This is a genomic window from Pseudomonas fluorescens (assembly GCF_002837185.1).
In the GTDB taxonomy this organism is placed as follows: domain Bacteria; phylum Pseudomonadota; class Gammaproteobacteria; order Pseudomonadales; family Pseudomonadaceae; genus Aquipseudomonas; species Aquipseudomonas fluorescens_AM.
The window spans coordinates 111667-132597 of the sequence record NZ_KZ477996.1 but is presented as its reverse complement, the minus strand read 5'-3'; the positions used below and the strand labels follow the sequence as shown (position 1 = coordinate 132597).

Genomic DNA, 20931 nt, shown 5'->3' with positions numbered 1-20931 from the left:
TGCGTTGCTGCATAGGGCACAGCGCAGGTTAAACGTTAAGCGTTGGTCGGGCCGCCAATGGAGCTTTGTCGTGCCTGATAAACACCCCGCTATCTCCCGCCCCCAGCGTTTTACCGAGGGCGCGCTGTCTGCCCTTGAGCGCTTTTCACATATTGAGGCCGTCAGCGGCATCGTCCTGCTATTGGCCGCCATCGTGGCCTTGATCTGGGCCAACAGTGCAGCGGCCGACACCTATGAGCACTTCTGGAACACGCCGGTCACCCTTGGGCTGGGCGACTACAGCGTGTCGCGCTCCCTGCATTTCCTGGTCAATGACGGCCTGATGACCATCTTCTTCCTGGTGGCGGGCGCCGAGATTCGTCAGGAAATCAAGGACGGCGCGCTCGCCAACCTGAAGCTGGCCACCTTGCCATTGGGTGCCGCGCTGGGCGGCGTACTGATGCCGGCGATCATTTACACCCTGCTCAACCACGGCACCGCCGCCGCCAGTGGCTGGGCCGTGCCCACCGCGACAGACATCGCCTTTGCTGTCGGCGTGCTGGCACTGTTGGGCAAGTCGATTCCCAGTGGCGTGCGTGTTTTGCTGCTGGCCCTGGCAATCATCGATGACATCGTGGCGATCCTGATCATCGCCGTTTTCTTCACCGCCAGCCTCGACTACATGGGGCTGGTGATTGCCGCCGCCGGGCTTGCGCTGGTGGTGGTTTTCCAGCGCATGGGCATCGGCAAAGCCGCTATCTACCTGCTGCCCGGAGCAATTGTGTGGTTCGGCCTGCTCAAGACCGGCGTTCACCCGACGCTCGCCGGCGTGATCCTGGGACTGATGACCCCGGTCAACTCCAAGCCCACCACCGAGCGTCCGCTGGACACCATCGGCCGTACGTTCGCCGAATTGATGGAGCGCTTCTCGCAGTCGCCGGAAGGCCCCGGACAGGTTGCCCAGCCACTCAAGCAATTGCGCCACGCACAGCGCGAGCTGTTACCGCCCGTGCAGCGGGTGCAATCGGCGTTGCACCCGTGGGTGGCGTTCGGCGTGATGCCGCTGTTCGCGCTGGCCAACGCCGGCGTCAGCCTGAGCGGCTTCAACCTGGACGATCCCCTGCCCCACGGCGTGTTCATGGGCGTTATCTTCGCCCTGGTGCTCGGCAAACCCCTGGGCGTGATGCTGGCCAGTGTCACCCTGGTCAAGCTCAACCTCTGCAGGCTGCCGGACGGCGTCAGCTGGGCAGGTGTCGGCCTGGTCGGCCTGCTGGCGGGGATCGGTTTCACCATGTCGATCTTCATCTCGTCCCTGGCGTTCTCCGACCCGGCCTTGCTCTCGGCGGCCAAGCTGAGCGTATTGACGGCCTCGACCCTGGCCGCAGTCATCGGGCTGACCTGGGGCAAACTCAGGTTCTCGGGCAAGAAGACGTGAGAAGCAGAAGTCGCAGGCTTTAACGCACGCAAAAAAAGACCCCGGCCTTTTCAGGACGGGGTCTTTTTAGTCAAGCCAACATCAGAACTTCTTGATGTCTGCCTGGGTTTCCAGCTGCTTGCGGTACGCCGCGAAGTCCTGCTGGCCGATACGGGAAGCGAGGAAGCGGCGGTATTGCGCTTTTTCTTCGTCCGTAGGGGCTGCCGCTTCGTTGACACCGTTCAAGCGCGCGATCACCAGGCTGCCGTCGCGCAGAGTGACGGTGGTGAAGGTCGGCTTGTCCTTGGCCGCTGGCTTGGGCATGCGGAACAGCGCTTGCAGCACAGCAGGGTCGACGCCTTCCTGGCCACGGGTCGCCGCTTCAGTCACCTTCCAGGCCTGGCCGTCAATCGGCTGGTCCAGCGCAGTCTTGCCATCACGCAGGCTGGCGATCAACTCGTCGGCACGGGTTTTGGCGGCAGCGCTCGCACGCTCCTTGGTCATCTGCGTGCGGATCGCCGCCTCAACCTTTTCCAGCGGCAGCTGGGCAGGCTTGAGGTGCTCTTTGGCGCGCAGGACGATGATGGTTTCCGGGTCCAGCTCGATGGCGCTGCTGTTGGCACCCTCATCCAGCACTTCCGGACTGAACGCAGCGGTGACCACGGCACGGTTGGCCGCGACGCCTTCGCCACCTTCACGGCCGAACGGCGCCGACGTGTGTACGGTCAATTTCAGATCGGACGCCGGCTGGGCCAGGTCGGAAGCCTCGAATGCCGCATCTTCCAACTGCTTGGTCGCTTCGACAAAGCGCTGTTCAACCTGCTGGGTCTTGAGCTCGCGGGTCAGCTTGTCTTTCAGGCTGGCGAACGTCGGCACTTCTGGCGCTTCAACGCCCAGCAGCTTGATCAAGTGCCAACCGAAGGCGCTGCGCACCGGCGCGGACACCTGGTCTTGCTTGAGGCCGTACAGCGCCGTCTCGAAGTCCGGATCGTAGACACCGGGACCGGCAAAGCCGAGATCGCCGCCATTGTTGGCCGAACCCGGGTCCTGAGAGAACTCTTTGGCCAGGGCGTCAAACTGTTCGCCCTTGGCCAGGCGCGCCTGGATGTCTTCGATCTTGGCCTTGGCTTGCGCCTCGGTGACCTTGTCGTTGACCTCGATCAGAATGTGCGCGGCACGACGCTGTTCAGCGAGGTTGGCGGTTTCTTTCTCATAGGCGGCCTGCAGCTCATCGTCCTTGACGGTGACCTGGTCGAAGAAGGACGACTTCTTCAGCTCCAGGTAGTCGATGACGACCTGATCCGGGGTCATGAACTCCTTGGCATGCTGGTCGTAGTACGCCTTGACTTCGTCGTCGGTGAGTTTCACCGCTGCCGGGTCAGCCTTGATGTTGACGGTGGCAAAATCGCGCGTCTGTTTTTCCAGACGGGCGAATGCCAGCACCTCGGCATCGGTCACGAAACCACTGCCGGCGATGCCTGCGCGAACCTGGCCGATCAGCATTTCCTGGGTCATCATCTGACGGAATTGCAGGCGGCTATAGCCCAGTTGACGAATCACCTGGTCAAAGCGCTCGGCGTTGAACTGGCCATCCACCTGGAACTCCGGCGTCTGCAGGATCACCTGGTCCAAAGCCGCTTCCGAGAAGCCGAACTTGGAATCCGCAGCGCCTTGCAGCAGCAGCTTGCGATCGATCAGGCCCTTGAGGGCCGCGTCGCGCAGCAGTTTCTCGTCCAACAGGGAAGCATCGAAATCCTTGCCCAGTTGTTGCATCAGCTGGCGCCGTTGCATATCAACGGCCTGGCTCAGTTCGGTCTGGGTGATTTCCTCACCGTTGACCTTGGCCACGTCCTGCTTGTTATTACCCGAAGCCTGGAAAATAGCCTCGATACCGGTGAACGCCATCAATGCGACGATGATCCCGATAATGGTCTTGGCAATCCAGCCTTGTGAATTGTCCCTGATATTTTGCAGCATGCGTCCCCCAGAAACGGTTGAACATCAAAATAGGCAACCGTGGAGCGTGGGTAGAATCCGGATAGAAGAAAGGCGCATCCGAGGATGCGCCTTCTCGTAACTGGCGGAGCGGACGGGAGTTTTAACGCTGACCCCCGGCGTGGCGACCCGATGGATACTCGGGCCGGCTACCGCTCCGCTGCCAGGCCAGACCTGCGTCCGACCCGGGTAAGCAAAGGCTTGATCGAAGCTTAGTTAACGGCTTCTTTCAGGGCTTTACCGGCTTTGAAACCTGGTTTCTTGGCAGCAGCGATTTGCAGTGCTTTGCCGGTCTGTGGGTTACGGCCAGTGCGAGCTGGGCGGTCAGTCACAGAGAAAGTACCGAAGCCTACCAGTACCACGGAGTCGCCGGCCTTCAGAGCGCCAGTGACGGATTCGATTACTGCGTCCAGCGCACGGCCGGCAGCAGCTTTCGGGATATCAGCGGATGCAGCGATAGCATCAATCAGTTCCGACTTGTTCACTCTAAGTCCCCTTATATATCTATGAGTATGATTCTAAGTTTTTTGGTAAAAAGCAAAAACCAGTGCTGGATGGCCAACAGACACTTAAGAGCCGCTTTATAACAAGGGCTCTAAAAAGCTGTCAAGGAAGCCCCCCAGGCTCCAGCACTTTAATGCGTGCTAATTCTTTCCTTGGAATCCGACTCGCGTTTTTCGTCCTTCGCGACAATCTCCGGAGCCACATCCGGCAAGGGCTCCGGCGCGTATTGCAGCGCAATTTGCAGGACTTCGTCAATCCATTTAACCGGTTTGATCTGAAGATCCTGTTTAATATTGTCTGGAATTTCCTTCAGGTCGCGGACATTCTCTTCGGGAATGATCACGGTCTTGATTCCACCCCGGTGCGCGGCGAGCAATTTCTCTTTCAGACCGCCGATGGCCAATACCTGGCCGCGCAGGGTAATTTCACCGGTCATTGCCACATCGGCACGCACCGGAATGCCCGTCAATGCCGACACCAGGGCCGTGCACATGCCTACACCCGCGCTGGGGCCATCCTTCGGGGTCGCCCCTTCCGGCATGTGGATATGGGTGTCGTGCTTCTGGTGGAAGTCCAGGGGGATACCCAGGCTCTTGGCACGGCTGCGCACCACGGTCTGCGCGGCGGTGATCGATTCGACCATCACATCGCCGAGGGAGCCGGTCTTGATCAACTGGCCCTTGCCCGGGATCACGGCAGCTTCGATCGTCAGCAACTCGCCGCCCACCTGGGTCCACGCCAGGCCCGTCACCTGCCCTACCTGATCCTGCTGCTCGGCCAGGCCGTAGCGGAATTTACGCACACCGAGGAAATGTTCCAGCGCATCGGCCGTCACCTTCACCGAGAAGCGTTTTTCCAGTGCATGTTCCTTGACTGCTTTGCGGCAAACCTTCGCGATCTGGCGCTCAAGGCCCCGTACACCGGCCTCGCGGGTGTAATAGCGCACGATGTCTCGGATCGCTTCGACGTCAAACTCGATCTCGCCTTTCTTCAGGCCATTGGCCGACGTCTGCTTGGGCGCGAGGTATTTGATCGCGATGTTGATCTTCTCGTCTTCGGTGTAACCCGGTAGACGAATCACCTCCATCCGGTCCAGCAACGCCGGCGGAATGTTCATGGAGTTGGAGGTGCACAGGAACATCACGTCGGAGAGGTCGTAATCGACTTCCAGATAATGGTCGTTGAAGTTGTGGTTCTGCTCGGGATCGAGCACCTCAAGCAGCGCCGACGCCGGATCGCCACGCATATCGCTGCCCATCTTGTCGATTTCATCGAGCAGGAACAGCGGGTTGCGCACGCCCACTTTGGTCATTTTTTGAATCAATCTTCCTGGCATCGAACCGATATACGTCCGGCGATGGCCGCGGATTTCCGCCTCGTCACGCACACCACCCAGGGCCATGCGGACAAATTTGCGGTTGGTCGCGCTGGCGATGGACTCCGCCAGAGAGGTTTTACCCACCCCGGGAGGCCCGACCAGGCATAACACCGGACCACGAATTTTCTTCACGCGCTTTTGCACGGCGAGGTATTCGAGGATGCGTTCCTTGACCTCTTCAAGGCCGTAGTGATCGGCATCGAGGATTTCTTCGGCGCGGGTCAGGTCCAGGCGGACCTTGGTCTGGGCCTTCCACGGCACTTGCACCAGCCAGTCGATGTAGGAGCGAACCACGGTGGCTTCGGCCGACATCGGCGACATTTGCTTGAGTTTGTTCAGCTCGGCCGTCGCCTTGGTCAGCGCGTCCTTCGGCAGGCCGGCGGCATCGATACGCTTTTTCAGCTCTTCGATCTCGTTGTGGCCTTCCTCGCCGTCGCCGAGTTCTTTTTGAATGGCCTTCATCTGCTCATTCAAGTAGTACTCGCGCTGGCTGCGCTCCATCTGTTTCTTCACGCGGCCACGAATGCGTTTCTCGACCTGCAGCAGGTCGATTTCACCGTCCAGCAGTGCCAGTACATGCTCGACACGGGCCGACAGGTCGATGATCTCGAGGATGTCCTGTTTCTGCTCGATTTTCAGCGCCATGTGCGCAGCCATGGTGTCGACCAGGCGGCTCGGCTCATCGATGCTGTTGAGGGACGACAGGACTTCCGCCGGGACTTTCTTGCCCAGCTGCACATACTGTTCGAACTGCGAAAGCAGGCTGCGCACGAAGACTTCGGATTCACGCTCAGGGGCTTCGACTTCGTCGATCAGCGCCACTTCGGCGCGCAGGTGGCCGTCCACCTCCATGAAACGCTCGACCGCGCCGCGCTGCTCGCCCTCCACCAGCACCTTGACGGTACCGTCGGGCAGCTTGAGCAATTGCAGGACAGTGGCAACGGTGCCGACGCGATACAGGGCGTCTTCGCCCGGATCATCATCAGCAGGATTCTTCTGGGCCAGCAGCAGGATCTGCTTGTCGCCCGTCATCGCAGCCTCGAGGGCTTCGATAGACTTCTCGCGCCCCACGAACAGCGGGATAACCATGTGCGGATAGACGACGACATCACGCAACGGCAGGAGAGGCAATTCGATGGTTGTCTTCATGATTTCGCCTCTATGACAGTTGAAAAATAAGCTTGAAACCAAGATGGGGGTTGCATGCAAAAAAAACAAGCTCAATGCCAGCACTTAAACGCATGAATAAACGCGATTTAATCAGCCGTCCTGCAAAAATACCCCAAAAAAACAAGGGGCCCCAAAAAGGCCCCTTGCTTGTACCGCCACTGCAAAGACGCTTACGCGTCAGGTGCAGCCTTGGCAGCCGGCTCACTGTTTTCATAGATATACAGTGGCTTGGACTTGCCTTCGATAACGCTTTCGTCGATCACCACTTTACTCACCTCGGACTGCGAGGGGATTTCGTACATGGTGTCGAGCAACACGCCTTCGAGGATCGAGCGCAGACCACGTGCACCGGTCTTGCGCTCCAGTGCGCGCTTGGCCACTGATTTGAGCGCATCGGTACGGAACTCGAGGTCCACACCTTCCATCTCGAACAGCTTGGCGTACTGCTTGGTCAGGGCGTTTTTCGGCTCGGTGAGGATCTGAATCAACGCAGCCTCATCAAGCTCGTCCAGCGTCGCCAGGACCGGCAGACGACCGACGAATTCCGGGATCAGACCGAACTTGACCAGATCGTCAGGTTCGACTTCACGCAGGGACTCGCCCACCTTCTTGCCTTCTTCCTTGCTGCGCACTTCAGCGCCGAAACCGATACCGCCACGGGTGGAACGCTGCTGGATGACCTTTTCAAGCCCGGAGAACGCACCGCCACAGATAAACAGGATGTTGCGCGTATCGACCTGCAGGAATTCCTGCTGCGGGTGCTTGCGGCCACCCTGGGGCGGTACCGAAGCGACCGTGCCTTCGATCAGCTTCAACAGGGCCTGCTGTACGCCTTCACCGGAAACATCCCGAGTGATCGACGGATTGTCCGACTTGCGCGAAATCTTGTCGATCTCGTCGATGTAGACAATACCCATCTGGGCCTTCTCTACGTCGTAGTCGCACTTCTGCAGCAGTTTCTGAATGATGTTCTCGACATCTTCGCCCACATAACCCGCCTCAGTGAGGGTGGTGGCGTCGGCGATGGTGAACGGAACGTTCAGCAGGCGAGCGAGGGTTTCCGCAAGCAGGGTCTTACCCGAGCCTGTTGGGCCGATCAGCAGGATATTACTCTTGCCGAGTTCGACTTCGTCGCCTTTCTTGTCACGCTGGTTCAAGCGCTTGTAGTGGTTGTACACCGCTACGGCCAGAACCTTCTTTGCACGCTCCTGACCAATGACGTACTGGTCAAGGATGCCGCTGATTTCTTTAGGCGATGGGAGTTTGTGCGCACTGCTCTCGGCCTGGGCTTCCTGCACCTCCTCGCGGATGATGTCATTGCACAGGTCGACGCATTCGTCGCAGATAAACACCGAGGGGCCGGCAATCAATTTGCGCACTTCATGCTGGCTTTTGCCACAGAAGGAGCAATAAAGCAGCTTGCCGTTGTCCTCGCCGTTGCGGGTGTCAGTCATTCGTTCGATCCAAATCCGATAGGCTTGCAACACAAGATGAAGGCTTATGCGGGCTTTTTCAAGCCCGCCAGTGGTCGGACATGCCGACCAGCCCTATTTTGAGCGGCTTATATTAAGCGGGGCGCTTTTCGATCACGGCGTCGATCAACCCGTATTCACGGGCCGCTTCAGCACTCATGAAATTATCACGGTTGGTATCACGCTCGATTTCTTCAAGTGTGTGCCCGCTGTGCTTGGCCATCAGTGTGTTAAGGCGCTCACGAATGAAGAGGATTTCCTTGGCATGGATTTCAATGTCCGATGCCTGGCCCTGGAACCCGCCCAGTGGCTGGTGAATCATCACACGTGAGTTCGGCAGGCAGTAACGCTTGCCCTCGGCACCGGCGGTCAGCAGGAAGGCACCCATGCTGCAGGCCTGGCCAATGCAGGTAGTCGATACGTTTGGCTTGATGAACTGCATGGTGTCGTAGATCGACATCCCCGCCGTCACCGAACCGCCCGGCGAGTTGATGTAGAGATGGATGTCCTTGTCCGGGTTTTCCGCTTCAAGGAACAGCAGCTGCGCACAGATCAGGTTAGCCATGTAGTCCTCTACCGGGCCGACCAGAAAGATCACTCGCTCCTTGAGCAGGCGCGAGTAGATGTCGTAGGCGCGTTCGCCACGAGCGGACTGCTCGACAACCATCGGGACCAGGCCGCCTGCGGCCTGGATATCAGAGTTCTGCTGAATATAGGAATTACGGAACATGCTCTGCAGTTACTCCCAAATAGTCATGTCTTGAAAACGCATAAGCCAGCGCGAGGCTGGCTTATGGTTGAATTTCCAACGAGTTGGACAATCAGTCGGCTTGTGCTGCTTCTGCCGGTTTGACTGCTTCTTCGTAAGAGACCGCTTTATCGGTCACCTTAGCCTTCTGCAGAACAGTATCCACAACTTGTTCTTCCAGCACAACCGAACGTACTTCGTTCAGTTGCTGGTCGTTCTTGTAGTACCAAGCCACGACCTGCTCAGGCTCCTGGTAGGCCGACGCCATTTCCTGGATCATTTCGCGAACACGGTCTTCGTCCGGCTTGAGGTCGAACTGCTTGACCACTTCAGCCACGATCAGGCCCAGCACGACACGGCGCTTGGCTTGCTCTTCGAACAGCTCGGCCGGCAGTTGGTCAGGCTTGATGTTGCCACCAAACTGCTGAACAGCTTGTACGCGCAGGCGATCCACTTCATTGGACAGCAAGGCCTTGGGCACTTCGATCGGGTTGGCGGCCAGCAGACCGTCCATGACCTGGTTCTTGACCTTGGACTTGATGGCCTGGCGCAGCTCGCGCTCCATGTTCTTGCGCACTTCGGTGCGGAAACCTTCGATGCCGGTTTCCTTGATGCCGAATTGAGCGAAGAACTCTTCGTTCAGCTCTGGCAGCTTAGGCTCGGAAACGCTGTTGACGGTCACGGTGAACTCGGCGGCTTTGCCGGCCAGGTCCAGGTTCTGGTAGTCAGCAGGGAATTCCAGGTTCAGAACGCGTTCTTCACCGGCCTTGGCGCCAACCAGGCCGTCTTCGAAGCCCGGGATCATGCGGTTGGAACCCAGCACCAGCTGAGTACCCTTGGCGGAGCCACCAGCGAATACTTCGCCGTCAACCTTGCCAACGAAATCGATGTTCAGCTGGTCTTCGTTCTGGGCGGCACGGTCGGCCACTTCGAAACGGGTGTTCTGCTTGCGCAGGATTTCCAGCATGTTGTCCAGGTCCGAATCAGCGACGTCGGCGCTCAGGCGCTCGATTTCGATGCCTTCAAAACCGGCCACTTCAAACTCGGGGAACACTTCGAAAGTAGCAACGTATTCCAGGTCCTTGCCAGCTTCCAGGGACTTGGGTTCGATCGAAGGCGAGCCAGCCGGGTTCAGCTTCTGCTCGACAACGGCTTCGTAGAAGGAAGCCTGGATCACGTCACCTACAGCTTCCTGGCGCGCATCGGCACCAAAACGACGCTTGATTTCGCTCATCGGCACCTTGCCTGGACGGAAACCAGCGATCTTGGCCTTCTGGGCAGTCTGCTGCAGACGCTTGTTGACCGCAGTCTCAATACGCTCTGCCGGCACGGTGATGCTCAGGCGGCGCTCGAGAGCAGTAGTATTTTCAACAGAAACTTGCATGGATATTCCTCGTTGCACAGACATTAGCCGGCCATTTCCGACCCCAATCAAGGGCATGCATTCTAGTGGGTCAAACTCAAGAAGTCACCCTACTCAAAATACACCTGAAAACAGCCGGCAATTTATCGGTACGAAGGCACTGAAGTACCTCGCCCCGGTGACAAATACAGCCAATTGCGCCAGGGCTCTGCGCCGCCCTTCTATATATAGAACGAGCAGCCATTCATCTCCCTGACGGCCCGCCCCGCGAACGGCGCGAGCAGGCAACACGGCATCATCGAGACACACAAACACGACGAAACGCGCTGCCGATGGGGCCCACTACCTGCGACCGCCGAAATATCGAACCGCCAAAACCAAAAAAGGCGCCAGACTGTTAAATCTGGCGCCTTTCGAATATGGGGTGGACGAAGGGGATCGAACCCTCGACAACGGGAGTCACAATCCCGTGCTCTACCAACTGAGCTACGCCCACCATATTGCGTTAACAAAGAAACCAAACTACTTCTTTGTTGAACCTTGCCCAGCCTGACAGCCGAGCAACGTTTTATTTGGTGCGGATGAAGAGACTCGAACTCTTACGCCTCGCGGCGCTGGAACCTAAATCCAGTGTGTCTACCAATTCCACCACATCCGCGCTTGAAGCTCTTAAAGCAAAGGCGCCAGACGGTTAATCTGGCGCCTTTCAAAATATGGGGTGGACGAAGGGGATCGAACCCTCGACAACGGGAGTCACAATCCCGTGCTCTACCAACTGAGCTACGCCCACCATATAGCGCTACTTGTGCCAAAGCTGCCTAATGGCGCACCCGGCAGGACTCGAACCTGCGACCATCCGCTTAGAAGGCGGATGCTCTATCCAGCTGAGCTACGGGCGCCTGATTAATCTGTACTCTTGGAGGATTACAAACTAAGTGTTTCCAGCCTTGCAGTACAACAATTCTGCTCGACTTTCTAACCAGTGCTAGGCTGTGCCCGACAAGTGCGACGAATAGTATAGAGAGGCCTGAAACCCGTCAAATCTTTTTTGAAAAAAACTGATTTTATTTAAGGGGTTAGGCCAATTTGCAGACCAAGCGCCTTTGCCCTCGCGCCTTGGCGTGCGAGAATGCGCGCACTTTTCTTCCCCCTCTCGATGGTTAATCACGCGTAATGACTGCACAACTTATCGACGGCAAATCAATCGCCGCCAGCCTGCGCCAGCAGATCGCCAAACGCGTCACCGAGCGTCGCCAGCAAGGCCTGCGCACGCCTGGCCTCGCGGTGATCCTGGTCGGCAGCGATCCTGCCTCTCAGGTTTACGTCTCGCACAAGCGTAAAGACTGTGAAGAGGTGGGCTTTATCTCCAAAGCCTACGACTTGCCTTCGGACACCACTCAACAGGCCCTGACCGACCTGATTGACAACCTCAACGATGACCCGGACATGGATGGCATCCTGCTCCAGTTGCCGCTGCCCGAGCACCTGGACGCCTCCCAACTGCTGGAACGCATCCGCCCGGACAAAGACGTCGATGGTTTCCACCCTTATAACGTTGGCCGACTGGCCCAGCGTATCCCGCTGCTGCGCCCGTGCACACCCAAAGGGATCATGACGTTGCTGGAAAGCACCGGGGTCGATCTGTACGGTCTCGATGCAGTCGTGGTGGGCGCGTCGAATATCGTCGGTCGCCCGATGGCCATGGAACTGTTGCTGGCCGGCTGCACCGTGACCGTCACCCACCGCTTCACCAAGGACCTGGCCGGCCACGTTGGCCGCGCCGACCTGGTCGTGGTCGCCGCCGGCAAGCCGGGCCTGGTCAAAGGTGAATGGATCAAGGAAGGCGCCATCGTCATTGACGTGGGCATCAACCGCCAGGACGACGGCAAGCTGGTGGGTGATGTGGTTTACGACACCGCCCTGCCCCGCGCCGGCTGGATCACGCCGGTTCCAGGCGGTGTAGGCCCGATGACACGGGCGTGCCTGCTGGAGAACACGCTGTATGCGGCGGAAACGTTGCACAGCTAATAACCAGGCGTACTGAAAAAGCCCTGCCTTATCGCAGGGCTTTTTATTGCCCGAAAAAAAACTGTTTTTTCTTAGTTTTTAAGCACTTTCGTCTGGTTCTGGAAGAACATTCGACAGCTTCTGATCCATACTCCTAAAATGTAACGTCATTTTTCATAAAACCCGTTTCCAAACGGTATTTCCTTACTTTTTAGCGAGTTCATCCGCGTGAAAATTCGTCTTTCTCTTGTCAGCCTGTTTTTCGCTTTCACAGGCACGTTCGCCCACGCCGCCGAATCCACCCTGGCCCCGCGTGACGCCTCCAAACTGCAAATTGCCTCCGGCAGCGCCATGCTGGTGGATTTGCAGACCAACAAAGTTATCTATGCCAGCAACCCCGACGTGGTAGTACCCATCGCGTCCGTGAGCAAGCTGATGACCGGCCTGATCGTGCTGGAAGCCAAGCAGAACATGGATGAATACATCGACATCAACATCACCGACACGCCGGAGATGAAAGGGGTGTTCTCGCGCGTGAAGATCGGCAGCCAGATGCCGCGCAAGGAGATGCTGCTGATCGCACTGATGTCCTCGGAAAACCGCGCCGCCGCGAGCCTGGCCCACCATTATCCGGGCGGCTACGCGGCGTTTATTGCGGCAATGAACGCCAAGGCCAAGGCGCTGGGCATGACCAGCACCCATTACGTGGAGCCTACAGGCCTGTCGATCCATAACGTGTCGACCGCCCGCGACCTGAGCAAGTTGCTGGCCTATGCGCGCAAGTTCCCGATGTTGAGCCAGTTGAGCACCACCAAGGAAAAGACCGTGGCATTCCGCAAGCCCAACTACACCCTGGGTTTCTCCAACACCGATCACCTGATCAATCGTGCCAACTGGGACATCAAGCTGACCAAGACCGGCTTTACCAACCAGGCCGGGCATTGCCTGGTGCTGGTCACGAGCATGGGTAACCGCCCGGTGTCGCTGGTGATCCTGGATGCCTTTGGCAAGTTCACCCACTTTGCCGATGCCAGCCGCATTCGCAGCTGGGTCGAGACCGGCAAGGGCGGCGCGGTGCCGGATGTGGCGTTGCGCTACAAGGCTGACAAGAATCTGAAGAACCGTGCGGGTGTGACGGAAGTGCGTCGCTGACTCACTCACAACGCAAATTAAAGGTGGGAGGGGGCTTGCTCCCGATAGCGGTGGGTCAGTTACAGATACTTCTACTGACACACCCTCATCGGGGGCAAGCCCCCTCCCACATTTGTTACTTGCGTTCCGCCAGGACCTTGAGCGCCTGGGCCGCCGCCCCTTCCTGCCCGGCCTGAGCCGTAGCATTCGCCGCCTCTCGCCAACGCTGCGCGTCCACATTCGCCGGCAACTGGCTTGGACGCTGGGTCAGGATCGCCCAATGACCCGCGCTCTTCCACGCCGACTCAAAGTCACTGAAACCCATCATCAATCGCCGTTCCATGCCGGAACGCAAGAGCACCGTGCTTTTCTGCTGATTGAACCCCACCACCACGACGTAACGCGGGCCGGACCAGAAACTGGAGTTGATGCGCGCCATCACCGGATAACCGGCCGCCACCTGCGCCAGCACCGCGGTCAGCCTTTCATCCAGCGGATACACCATCAACCCGTACTCACGCGCCAGCTTTTGCATGTTGCGTTCAAGGTCCGCCTCGGCGCCCGGCAGGTGCAGTGGCTTATCGAGCAGCCCCGGTGTCATGACAATGCCTTGTTGCGACAGCATGCTGGCCAGTGCCGCAGGAGCGCTCTGATAAGCCTCGCTGCGAAAGGTGGGGACGCCATTGAGTTCAACCCGCTCCGGCAGGCCGGGAAGTTTCGACGGCTGGCTGGAACAGGCCATCAGCCCCAAGGCACAGGCCAGCAGGATGGATGTTCTGAGGTTCGACCGTAAGCGCAATGTTTGACTCTCTTGATCAACTGCCGGTGAGGGTCCCGATCATAGGACGCTCTTGGGCAAGGGTATAGCCTCAAGTGTCGATAAAGCGCTCGCCATAGAGCAAACAAGTTGGAAGGACACGACCATTGGTCAATAGCAGGCAACCGCCGGGTAGCTAGACTGTCCATTGAGAAGACTGTGTGTACCCCGGACGGGGTGAAGGGAGGCCTGAATGAGCCTTGCAACGACGATTTTCCTGTTGATCTGCGGTTGGCTGGCGGTGGCCGGCGCCATGTTGTGGGGGGTCATGCGCGTGACTCGCCGGCATCATCCCCCCCATGTCAAACCCACTGCGCCCGCCGAGCCGCGCAAGGCGACGGCGCACCATGCCTAGCCGGGCATGCAATTGAAGTCCTGGGTGGCGGCGACTTCCTTGCCGTGCCCATCCTTGAGCGCTGCGCGCACAGTAGTCCCCAGGCTCGACTCCTCCAGGGTGTAATGCTCACCCGCCTTGAAATGTTTGTACTCGACCCGGCCCTGGCAGTCCTGCTGGTTATCGTCGCCGGGCTCTTCCTCGAACAACGTCACGTCCAGGCGATGGTCCCCGGGGCTCACTTCAAAGTAGCGCCCGTCATCCACGCGCTTGCCGTCGAGGCGCTCGGCCAACAGGTCATTCGGTGCTTCTTCTTTCAAGCCGATCCAGGCCTGGCTCGGGTCGGCCTTGGGTATCGGGCCGGCACACGCCGACAACAATACAACAGCCGCAAAAGTGGGAATCAACAACAGTGTTTTCGGTGACATGGCAGGGCTCCAAAGCGCATCAGTAAAAAGCGTGTCCGATGGCTGACAAGCTTGAAGAGCCGCCGTTTGTAGAACAAATGAATACAAATGAAACGATCTTCAGCCGTTACCTAAATCTTCCTTCACCTGGCTGAAAGGTGCGTGTTAGGTGGGTCGGGCAAGACTGCCGGGGTTTGCAATCCTGCTTTTCTCGGAGACTCACGCATGCTCGGGCTGGTAAAGACCGCACTGCACAAGCCGTACACGTTTATCGTGCTGGCCATATTCATCTGCATCATCGGGCCCATGGCGGCCCTGCGTACGCCCACGGACGTGTTCCCCGATATCGGTATCCCGGTGGTCGCCGTGGTCTGGCAATACAACGGCCTGTCGCCGGACGCCATGGCCGGGCGGGTGATCTACACCTACGAACGCTCCCTGAGCACCACCGTCAACGACATCGAACATATCGAATCGCAATCCCTGCCGGGCATGGGCATCGTCAAGATCTTCTTCCAGCCCGGCGTGGATATCCGCACCGCCAACGCCCAGGTCACCGCGGTGTCACAGACGGTGCTCAAGCAGATGCCACCGGGTATCACTCCACCGCTGATCCTCAACTACAGCGCGTCCACGGTGCCGATCCTGCAAATGGCGTTTTCCAGCCCGAGCCTGTCGGAGGCGAAAATCCGCGACCTGGTGCAGAACAATATCCGCCTGCCGCTGAGCGCCCTGCCCGGCCTGGCGATGCCCACGCCGATGGGCGGCAAGCAGCGCCAGATCACCCTGGACCTCGATCCCCAGGCCCTGGCGGCCAAGGGTTTGTCGGCACAGGACGTGGGCAACGCCCTGGCGCTGCAGAATCAGATCATCCCGGTGGGCACCGCCAAGCTCGGCCCCAACGAATACACGATCCTGCTGAACAACAGTCCCAAAGCCATCGATGAACTCAACGACTTGCCGATCAAGAGCGTCGACGGCGCGATCATCACCATCGGCCAAGTGGCCCACGTGCGGGACGGCTCGCCCCCACAGACCAATATCGTGCGCGTCGACGGCCATCGCGCCGTACTGATGCCGGCCTTGAAGAACGGCAGTATCTCTACGCTCTCGATCATCGACGGCATCCGCCAGATGCTGCCGCGCATCAACGAAACCCTGCCACCCTCGCTGAAGACCTCACTGCTGGGCGACGCCTCGGTGTTCGTCAAGCAGTCGGTGGGCAGCGTGGCCCAGGAAGGCATCATCGCCGCCCTGTTGACCAGTGCGATGATCCTGCTGTTTCTCGGCAGTTGGCGCTCGACCCTGATCATCGCCGCGTCGATCCCCCTGGCGGTGCTGTCGGCCATTGCGCTGCTGGCGGTCAGCGGGCAAACCCTCAATGTGATGACCCTGGGCGGCCTGGCCCTGGCGGTGGGCATTCTGGTGGACGACGCCACGGTGACCATCGAAAACATCAACTGGCACCTGGAACAAGGCAAGGCGGTGAAGACGGCGATTCTCGACGGTGCCGCACAAATCGTCGGCCCGGCGTTCGTCTCGCTGCTGTGCATCTGCATCGTGTTCGTGCCGATGTTCCTGCTGCAAGGCATCGCCGGGTATCTGTTCCGGCCGATGGCGCTGGCGGTTATCTTTGCCATGGCCAGTTCGTTCATTCTCTCGCGCACCCTGGTGCCGACCCTGGCGATGTTTCTGCTCAAGCCCCACGTACCGGAGCAAGGCCCGGGGCATCATCCGGAAGATCCATTCATCAACCATCACGACGGTGAGCAGCACCGCAAGCCGCGCCATGCCGCGCTGCAAGCGGTGCTGAATTTCCAGCAAGGGTTCGAGCGACATTTCTCGAATATCCGCGACACCTACCACGGCCTGCTGATGCTCGCACTCGGCGCGCGCAAGCGCTTTATCCTGGGTTTTCTCGCCTGCGTGCTGGCCTCGTTCGTGTTGCTGCCGAGCCTGGGCCAGGATTTTTTCCCGGCGACCGATGCCGGCGCACTGGCGCTGCATGTGCGCCTGCCGCTGGGGACGCGTATCGAGGAGAGCGCCGCCGCGTTCGACCGCATCGAAGCGCGGATTCGCGAGGTGATCCCGACGCAGGAGCTGGACACGATCGTCGACAACATCGGCATCCCGCTCAGCGGCATCGACATGGCCTACAGCAGCAGCGGCACCATCGGCCCGCAGGACGGCGATATCCAGGTCACGCTGAAAAAGGACCACGCGCCCACCGCCGATTACGTGAAAAAGCTGCGTGAAGCCCTGCCGCACAGCTTCCCCGGCAGCCACTTTGCGTTCCTGCCGGCAGACATCAGCAGCCAGATCCTCAACTTCGGCGCGCCGGCACCGCTGGACGTCAAGATTTCCGGGCGCAACGATGCAGAAAACCGTGCCTATGCCGTGGAGCTTGAACGGCGCCTGCAACACGTCCCGGGCATCGCCGACCTGCGTATCCAGCAGTCCACCGGTTACCCGTCGCTGCAGGTGAATGTGGACCGCCTGCGCGCCAATGGCCTGGGTATCACCGAAAAAGACGTGACCAACAGCATGGTCGCCTCCCTCGCCGGCAGCTCCCAGGTGGCGCCCACGTTCTGGCTGAATCCGGCCAATGGCGTGTCCTATTCGATCGTGGCTGCGACGCCGCAATACCGCCTCGACAGCCTGCCGTCGCTGGAGGCCCTGCCGGTGACCGGTGCCGATGGCCAGTCCCAGATCCTCGGCGGCGTGGCGACTATTTCGCGGGTACACAGCCCGGCGGTGGTGACGCACTACAACATCGAACCCACCCTGGACCTGTATGCCAACGTGCAGGGCCGCGACCTCGGTGGCGTCGCCCGTGATGTGCAAAAAGTCCTGGATGACACCGCGTCCATGCGTCCCAAAGGCGCGACGATCAGCCTGCACGGGCAGATCGATGCGCTGCACGAGGCGTTCAGCGGGTTGAGCTTCGGCCTGCTCGGCGCTGTGGTGCTGATCTACCTGCTGATCGTGGTCAACTTCCAATCCTGGGCCGACCCCTTTGTGATCATCACCGCGCTGCCCGCAGCATTGGCGGGGATCGTGTGGATGCTGTTCCTCAGCGGCACTTCGTTATCGGTGCCGGCCCTGACCGGCGCGATTCTGTGCATGGGCGTGGCCACCGCCAACTCGATCCTGGTGGTGAGCTTCTGCCGTGAACGCCTGGCCGAACATGGCGATGCCTTGAAAGCTGCGATGGAAGCCGGTTACACGCGCTTTCGCCCGGTGTGCATGACCGCCCTGGCGATGATCATCGGCATGCTGCCCCTGGCGCTGTCCGAGGAACAAAACGCGCCGCTGGGCCGCGCCGTGATCGGTGGGTTGATCTTCGCCACTATCGCCACTTTGTTGTTTGTTCCCGTGGTCTTCAGCCTGGTCCACGGTCGTCATCCTACTCGCGCAATTGCTGGAGAAACGTCCCATGTCGTCTGATCAAAAACCCTCGCGCAAGCGTCTGATGCTCATGGGTGTCGGCGGCCTGACCCTGGCCGCCCTGTTGGTCGCCAACGGCTTGCACGCGCGCACGCTGCATGAGCAATCAGTGACCGCCTGGACTGAAACCGCGGCCATCCCCCAGGTGAGGGTGTTCCAGCCCGAACAGAATGCCAGTGGCGACACCCTGCGCTTGCCGGCGCACCTGGAGGCCTGGAGCAAGGCGCCGATCCATGCCCGGGTCAGCGGCTATTTGAAGGACTGGAAAGTCGATATCGGCAGCCAGGTCAAGGCCGGGCAAATCCTCGCGCAAATCGACAGCCCGGACCTTGACCAGCAGTTGGCGCAAACCCACGCCCACCTGGTTCAGGAACAGGCCAACGCGCGCCTGGCCGCCACCACCGCAACGCGCTGGCAAAACCTGCTGGCCAGCCATTCCGTGTCACGCCAGGAGGCCGATGAGAAAACCTCGGATGCCGCCGCCGCCAAAGCCAATGCCCAGGCGGCCGCCGCCGACTACGCGCGGCTGTGCGCACTGGAAAGCTACAAGACCCTGCGCGCGCCCTTCGCCGGCACGATCACCGCGCGCAACACCGACATCGGCCAGTTGATCAAGGCCGACACCGACAGCGATCCGGAACTGTTCAGCCTTGCCGACACCCACCAGTTGCGCCTGTACGTGCCGGTGCCACAGAACTACGCGGCGGTAATCCACCCAGGTCTGGAAGCCGAGCTGACGGTGCCCGAACATCCGGGCGAACACTTCAAGGCGCGTCTGATCGGCGACTCCACGGCCATCGACCGACGCTCCGGCACCTTGCTCGCGCAGTTCGTCGCCGACAATCCGAACGGTGAACTGCTGCCCGGCGACTACGCCGAAGCGACCTTGCCGATTCCGGCGGACACCCATGGCGTGAGCATCCCGGCCAGCGCGTTGATCTTCCGTGCCCAGGGCACCCAGGTCGCGCTGCTGGACCGGCAGAACCATGTGCACCTGCAAGCTATTCATATCGGCCTGGACCTGGGCGAACGCCTGGTGATCGACCACGGACTGAAACCTGCCGACCGCATCATCGACAACCCGCCCGATGCCCTGCGCGAAGGCGACGCGGTACAACTGGCCGATGCCACCGGGGGTGTCCATGCGCCCAAGGCTTAACCCGCTTGCGGCAGTGATGCTGCTGGCCTTGCAAGGCTGCTCTATGGCCCCCACCTACCAAGTGCCGTCGGTTGACCTGCCGGCGGGCTATCGCGAACAGACCAGCGACGGCCCGTGGCACAGCGCGCAGCCGTCCGACCTATTGGCGCCTCAGTGGTGGAAGCTGTACAAAGATCCAACGCTCGATGAGCTGCAACAGCAACTGCTCACGGCCAACCCGGACCTGGCCGCAGCGCTGGCGCATTTCGATGCGTCCCAGGCATACGCCAGTCAACTGCAGGCGGGGCTGTTCCCACAGCTCACCGCCAGCGCCCAGCCGCTGCGCCAGCGCCAATCGGATTCGAGGCCGTTGCGCGGCACCACGCAACCGTCGGTGTACAACAGCGACACCGCCGGATTCTCGTTGAGTTACGAGCTGGACCTGTGGGGCAAGATCCGCAACCAGGTCGCGGCCGGCGACGCCCAGGCCCAAGCATCCGGGGATGATTTGGCCGTGGCGCGCCTGAGCCTGCAACGCCAGTTGGCAACGCTGTATGTGCAACTCAATGGACTGGATGCGCAGAGCCGCATTCTCACCCACTCGCTGGAGGATTTCAGCCAGGCGCTGCAACTCACCCGTAGCCGTTATGAGGGGCAGATCGCATCGGAACTGGACCTCACCCGTGCGCAAAATCAACTGGCCGAGGCCAGGGCGCAGCTGGATGACGTGCGCGGGCAACGTAACCTGACCGAGCATGCCATCGGCGAATTGGTCGGCGTCGCGGCCAGCCACTTTTCATTGCCACCCAGCCCGCAGTTAATGGCCTTGCCAGGGATTCCAGCGCAACTGCCGAGCCACCTGCTGCAACGTCGCCCGGATATTGCTGCGGCGGAACGGCGAGTGTTTGCAGCCAATGCTTCTATCGGCGTGGCCAAGGCGGCGTGGTATCCGGATTTCAGTTTGACCGGGTTGATTGGCGGCCAGACGCAGGGCGTGGGCAATCTGCTTTCAGCGGGCAATCGCTATTGGGCGCTGGGGCCGTTGATGAACCTGCCCATCCTTGATGGTGGACGCTTGAGTGCCAACGAACGCCAGGCCAGGGCCGAATTTGAGGAAGCGTCGGCGCAGTACCGCAGCCAGGTCTTGAAAGCCGTGCGCGAGGTGGAAGATAACCTCGCACAACTGCGCGACTTGCAGCAGCAGGCCCAGGATGAACAGGCGGCGGCGGATGCGGCGCAGCACACCCAGGCGCTGGCGATGAACAGCTATCAGGCCGGAGCCGTGAGTTACCTGGATGTGGTCACCGCGCAGACGGCGGCCTTGCAGGCGCAGCGAACCTTGCAGGCGGTGCAGACGCGGCAGTTGCAGGCGAGCGTGGGATTGGTGACGGCGTTGGGGGGTGGGTGGCAAGCTGGAAGCGAGGGGCAGACGCACTGACGGCGGCGCCTGTTACGGCCTCATCGGGAGCAAGCCCCCTCCCACACTGGTTCCGCGCCAGACACACAATGTATGAACACTGCAGGCCCCCTGTGGGAGGGGGCTTGCTCCCGATAGCGGCCTTCCAGACACATCCTGCCAAAAGCCTGCACATCACAGTCAGCCCACCCCTTCTAGCCTCTCAGAGTC

General features: G+C 60.0%; 15 protein-coding genes and 4 tRNA genes. 7 read left to right on the top strand and 12 right to left on the bottom strand.

Features of this window, described 5'->3' with window-relative positions; all coding sequences use genetic code 11:
• Window positions 1-70 precede the first annotated feature (70 nt).
• Window positions 71-1414 carry a Na+/H+ antiporter NhaA gene (gene nhaA, locus CIB54_RS13790; RefSeq protein ID WP_101220059.1) on the top strand — a complete coding sequence of 448 codons (1344 nt, stop codon included), beginning with the start codon at window positions 71-73 and terminating at the stop codon, window positions 1412-1414.
• A gap of 81 nt (window positions 1415-1495) precedes the next feature.
• On the opposite strand, the gene CIB54_RS13785 is transcribed toward nhaA, so the two are convergent.
• The 10 genes from CIB54_RS13785 to CIB54_RS13740 all read right to left on the bottom strand — a co-directional run bounded on the left by CIB54_RS13785 (window position 1496) and on the right by CIB54_RS13740 (window position 10922).
• Window positions 1496-3370, bottom strand: a complete 1875-nt coding sequence (locus CIB54_RS13785; protein WP_101220058.1) for a SurA N-terminal domain-containing protein — start codon at window positions 3368-3370, stop codon at window positions 1496-1498.
• Window positions 3371-3600: 230 nt separating this feature from the next.
• Window positions 3601-3873 carry an HU family DNA-binding protein gene (locus CIB54_RS13780; RefSeq protein ID WP_003174819.1) on the bottom strand — a complete coding sequence of 91 codons (273 nt, stop codon included), beginning with the start codon at window positions 3871-3873 and terminating at the stop codon, window positions 3601-3603.
• A 149-nt stretch (window positions 3874-4022) separates the two neighbouring features.
• On the bottom strand, window positions 4023-6419 hold the full coding sequence (gene lon / locus CIB54_RS13775; RefSeq protein WP_065953049.1) for an endopeptidase La: 2397 nt from the start codon (window positions 6417-6419) through the stop codon (window positions 4023-4025).
• A gap of 191 nt (window positions 6420-6610) precedes the next feature.
• Entirely contained in the window at window positions 6611-7894 is a 1284-nt protein-coding gene (gene clpX, locus CIB54_RS13770; protein ID WP_017136464.1) for an ATP-dependent Clp protease ATP-binding subunit ClpX, read from the bottom strand.
• A gap of 112 nt (window positions 7895-8006) precedes the next feature.
• Window positions 8007-8642: an ATP-dependent Clp endopeptidase proteolytic subunit ClpP gene (gene clpP / locus CIB54_RS13765; RefSeq protein WP_003174822.1), complete on the bottom strand. Its 636-nt coding sequence runs from the start codon at window positions 8640-8642 to the stop codon at window positions 8007-8009.
• Window positions 8643-8733: 91 nt separating this feature from the next.
• The gene (tig, locus tag CIB54_RS13760; RefSeq protein WP_065953048.1) at window positions 8734-10044 is read right to left on the bottom strand and encodes a trigger factor; all 1311 of its coding nucleotides are present in this window, start codon (window positions 10042-10044) and stop codon (window positions 8734-8736) included.
• A gap of 399 nt (window positions 10045-10443) precedes the next feature.
• A tRNA-His gene (locus tag CIB54_RS13755) sits at window positions 10444-10519 on the bottom strand.
• A gap of 77 nt (window positions 10520-10596) precedes the next feature.
• Window positions 10597-10681: transfer RNA gene (locus CIB54_RS13750), tRNA-Leu, on the bottom strand.
• Window positions 10682-10737: 56 nt separating this feature from the next.
• Window positions 10738-10813 (bottom strand) — tRNA-His (locus CIB54_RS13745).
• 32 nt (window positions 10814-10845) lie between these two features.
• Window positions 10846-10922 (bottom strand) — tRNA-Arg (locus CIB54_RS13740).
• A gap of 274 nt (window positions 10923-11196) precedes the next feature.
• Between CIB54_RS13740 and folD the strand changes: the two genes are divergently transcribed.
• Both folD and pbpG read left to right on the top strand, forming a co-directional pair.
• Window positions 11197-12051, top strand: coding sequence for a bifunctional methylenetetrahydrofolate dehydrogenase/methenyltetrahydrofolate cyclohydrolase FolD (gene folD / locus CIB54_RS13735; protein ID WP_065953047.1), 855 nt, complete (start codon window positions 11197-11199; stop codon window positions 12049-12051).
• A gap of 207 nt (window positions 12052-12258) precedes the next feature.
• Entirely contained in the window at window positions 12259-13182 is a 924-nt protein-coding gene (gene pbpG, locus CIB54_RS13730; protein WP_065892548.1) for a D-alanyl-D-alanine endopeptidase, read from the top strand.
• A 115-nt stretch (window positions 13183-13297) separates the two neighbouring features.
• Here pbpG and CIB54_RS13725 read toward each other — a convergent pair whose 3' ends face one another.
• Window positions 13298-13960, bottom strand: coding sequence for a peptidase C39 family protein (locus CIB54_RS13725; protein WP_065953045.1), 663 nt, complete (start codon window positions 13958-13960; stop codon window positions 13298-13300).
• A gap of 211 nt (window positions 13961-14171) precedes the next feature.
• Between CIB54_RS13725 and CIB54_RS27465 the strand changes: the two genes are divergently transcribed.
• Window positions 14172-14333 (top strand): hypothetical protein, encoded by a 162-nt coding sequence (locus tag CIB54_RS27465; protein ID WP_175413318.1) that lies wholly within the window; start codon window positions 14172-14174, stop codon window positions 14331-14333.
• Here the strand turns inward: CIB54_RS27465 and CIB54_RS13720 are convergent.
• Entirely contained in the window at window positions 14330-14740 is a 411-nt protein-coding gene (locus tag CIB54_RS13720; RefSeq protein ID WP_101220057.1) for a PA0061/PA0062 family lipoprotein, read from the bottom strand. The genes CIB54_RS27465 and CIB54_RS13720 overlap by 4 nt on opposite strands.
• Window positions 14741-14944: 204 nt before the next feature.
• Between CIB54_RS13720 and CIB54_RS13715 the strand changes: the two genes are divergently transcribed.
• From CIB54_RS13715 to CIB54_RS13705, 3 genes are read left to right on the top strand one after another with little or no spacing between them, the layout of a single operon-like run.
• Window positions 14945-18166 (top strand): efflux RND transporter permease subunit, encoded by a 3222-nt coding sequence (locus CIB54_RS13715; protein ID WP_101220056.1) that lies wholly within the window; start codon window positions 14945-14947, stop codon window positions 18164-18166.
• Window positions 18156-19325 (top strand): efflux RND transporter periplasmic adaptor subunit, encoded by a 1170-nt coding sequence (locus CIB54_RS13710; RefSeq protein WP_101220055.1) that lies wholly within the window; start codon window positions 18156-18158, stop codon window positions 19323-19325. The genes CIB54_RS13715 and CIB54_RS13710 overlap by 11 nt, the downstream gene beginning before the upstream one ends.
• Window positions 19309-20742 carry an efflux transporter outer membrane subunit gene (locus CIB54_RS13705; protein WP_101220054.1) on the top strand — a complete coding sequence of 478 codons (1434 nt, stop codon included), beginning with the start codon at window positions 19309-19311 and terminating at the stop codon, window positions 20740-20742. Before CIB54_RS13710 ends, CIB54_RS13705 begins: the two co-directional genes overlap by 17 nt.
• Window positions 20743-20931 lie beyond the last annotated feature (189 nt).

Bases quoted from the DNA above. Each gene is read 5' to 3' on its own strand.
- CIB54_RS13785 (WP_101220058.1), bottom strand. From the start codon at position 3,370: ATGCTGCAAAATATCAGGGACAATTCACAAGGCTGGATTGCCAAGACC.
- lon (WP_065953049.1), bottom strand. From the start codon at position 6,419: ATGAAGACAACCATCGAATTGCCTCTCCTGCCGTTGCGTGATGTCGTC.
- clpX (WP_017136464.1), bottom strand. From the start codon at position 7,894: ATGACTGACACCCGCAACGGCGAGGACAACGGCAAGCTGCTTTATTGC.
- clpP (WP_003174822.1), bottom strand. From the start codon at position 8,642: ATGTTCCGTAATTCCTATATTCAGCAGAACTCTGATATCCAGGCCGCA.
- tig (WP_065953048.1), bottom strand. From the start codon at position 10,044: ATGCAAGTTTCTGTTGAAAATACTACTGCTCTCGAGCGCCGCCTGAGC.
- folD (WP_065953047.1), top strand. From the start codon at position 11,197: ATGACTGCACAACTTATCGACGGCAAATCAATCGCCGCCAGCCTGCGC.
- CIB54_RS27465 (WP_175413318.1), top strand. From the start codon at position 14,172: ATGAGCCTTGCAACGACGATTTTCCTGTTGATCTGCGGTTGGCTGGCG.
- CIB54_RS13720 (WP_101220057.1), bottom strand. From the start codon at position 14,740: ATGTCACCGAAAACACTGTTGTTGATTCCCACTTTTGCGGCTGTTGTA.
- CIB54_RS13715 (WP_101220056.1), top strand. From the start codon at position 14,945: ATGCTCGGGCTGGTAAAGACCGCACTGCACAAGCCGTACACGTTTATC.
- CIB54_RS13710 (WP_101220055.1), top strand. From the start codon at position 18,156: ATGTCGTCTGATCAAAAACCCTCGCGCAAGCGTCTGATGCTCATGGGT.
- CIB54_RS13705 (WP_101220054.1), top strand. From the start codon at position 19,309: ATGCGCCCAAGGCTTAACCCGCTTGCGGCAGTGATGCTGCTGGCCTTG.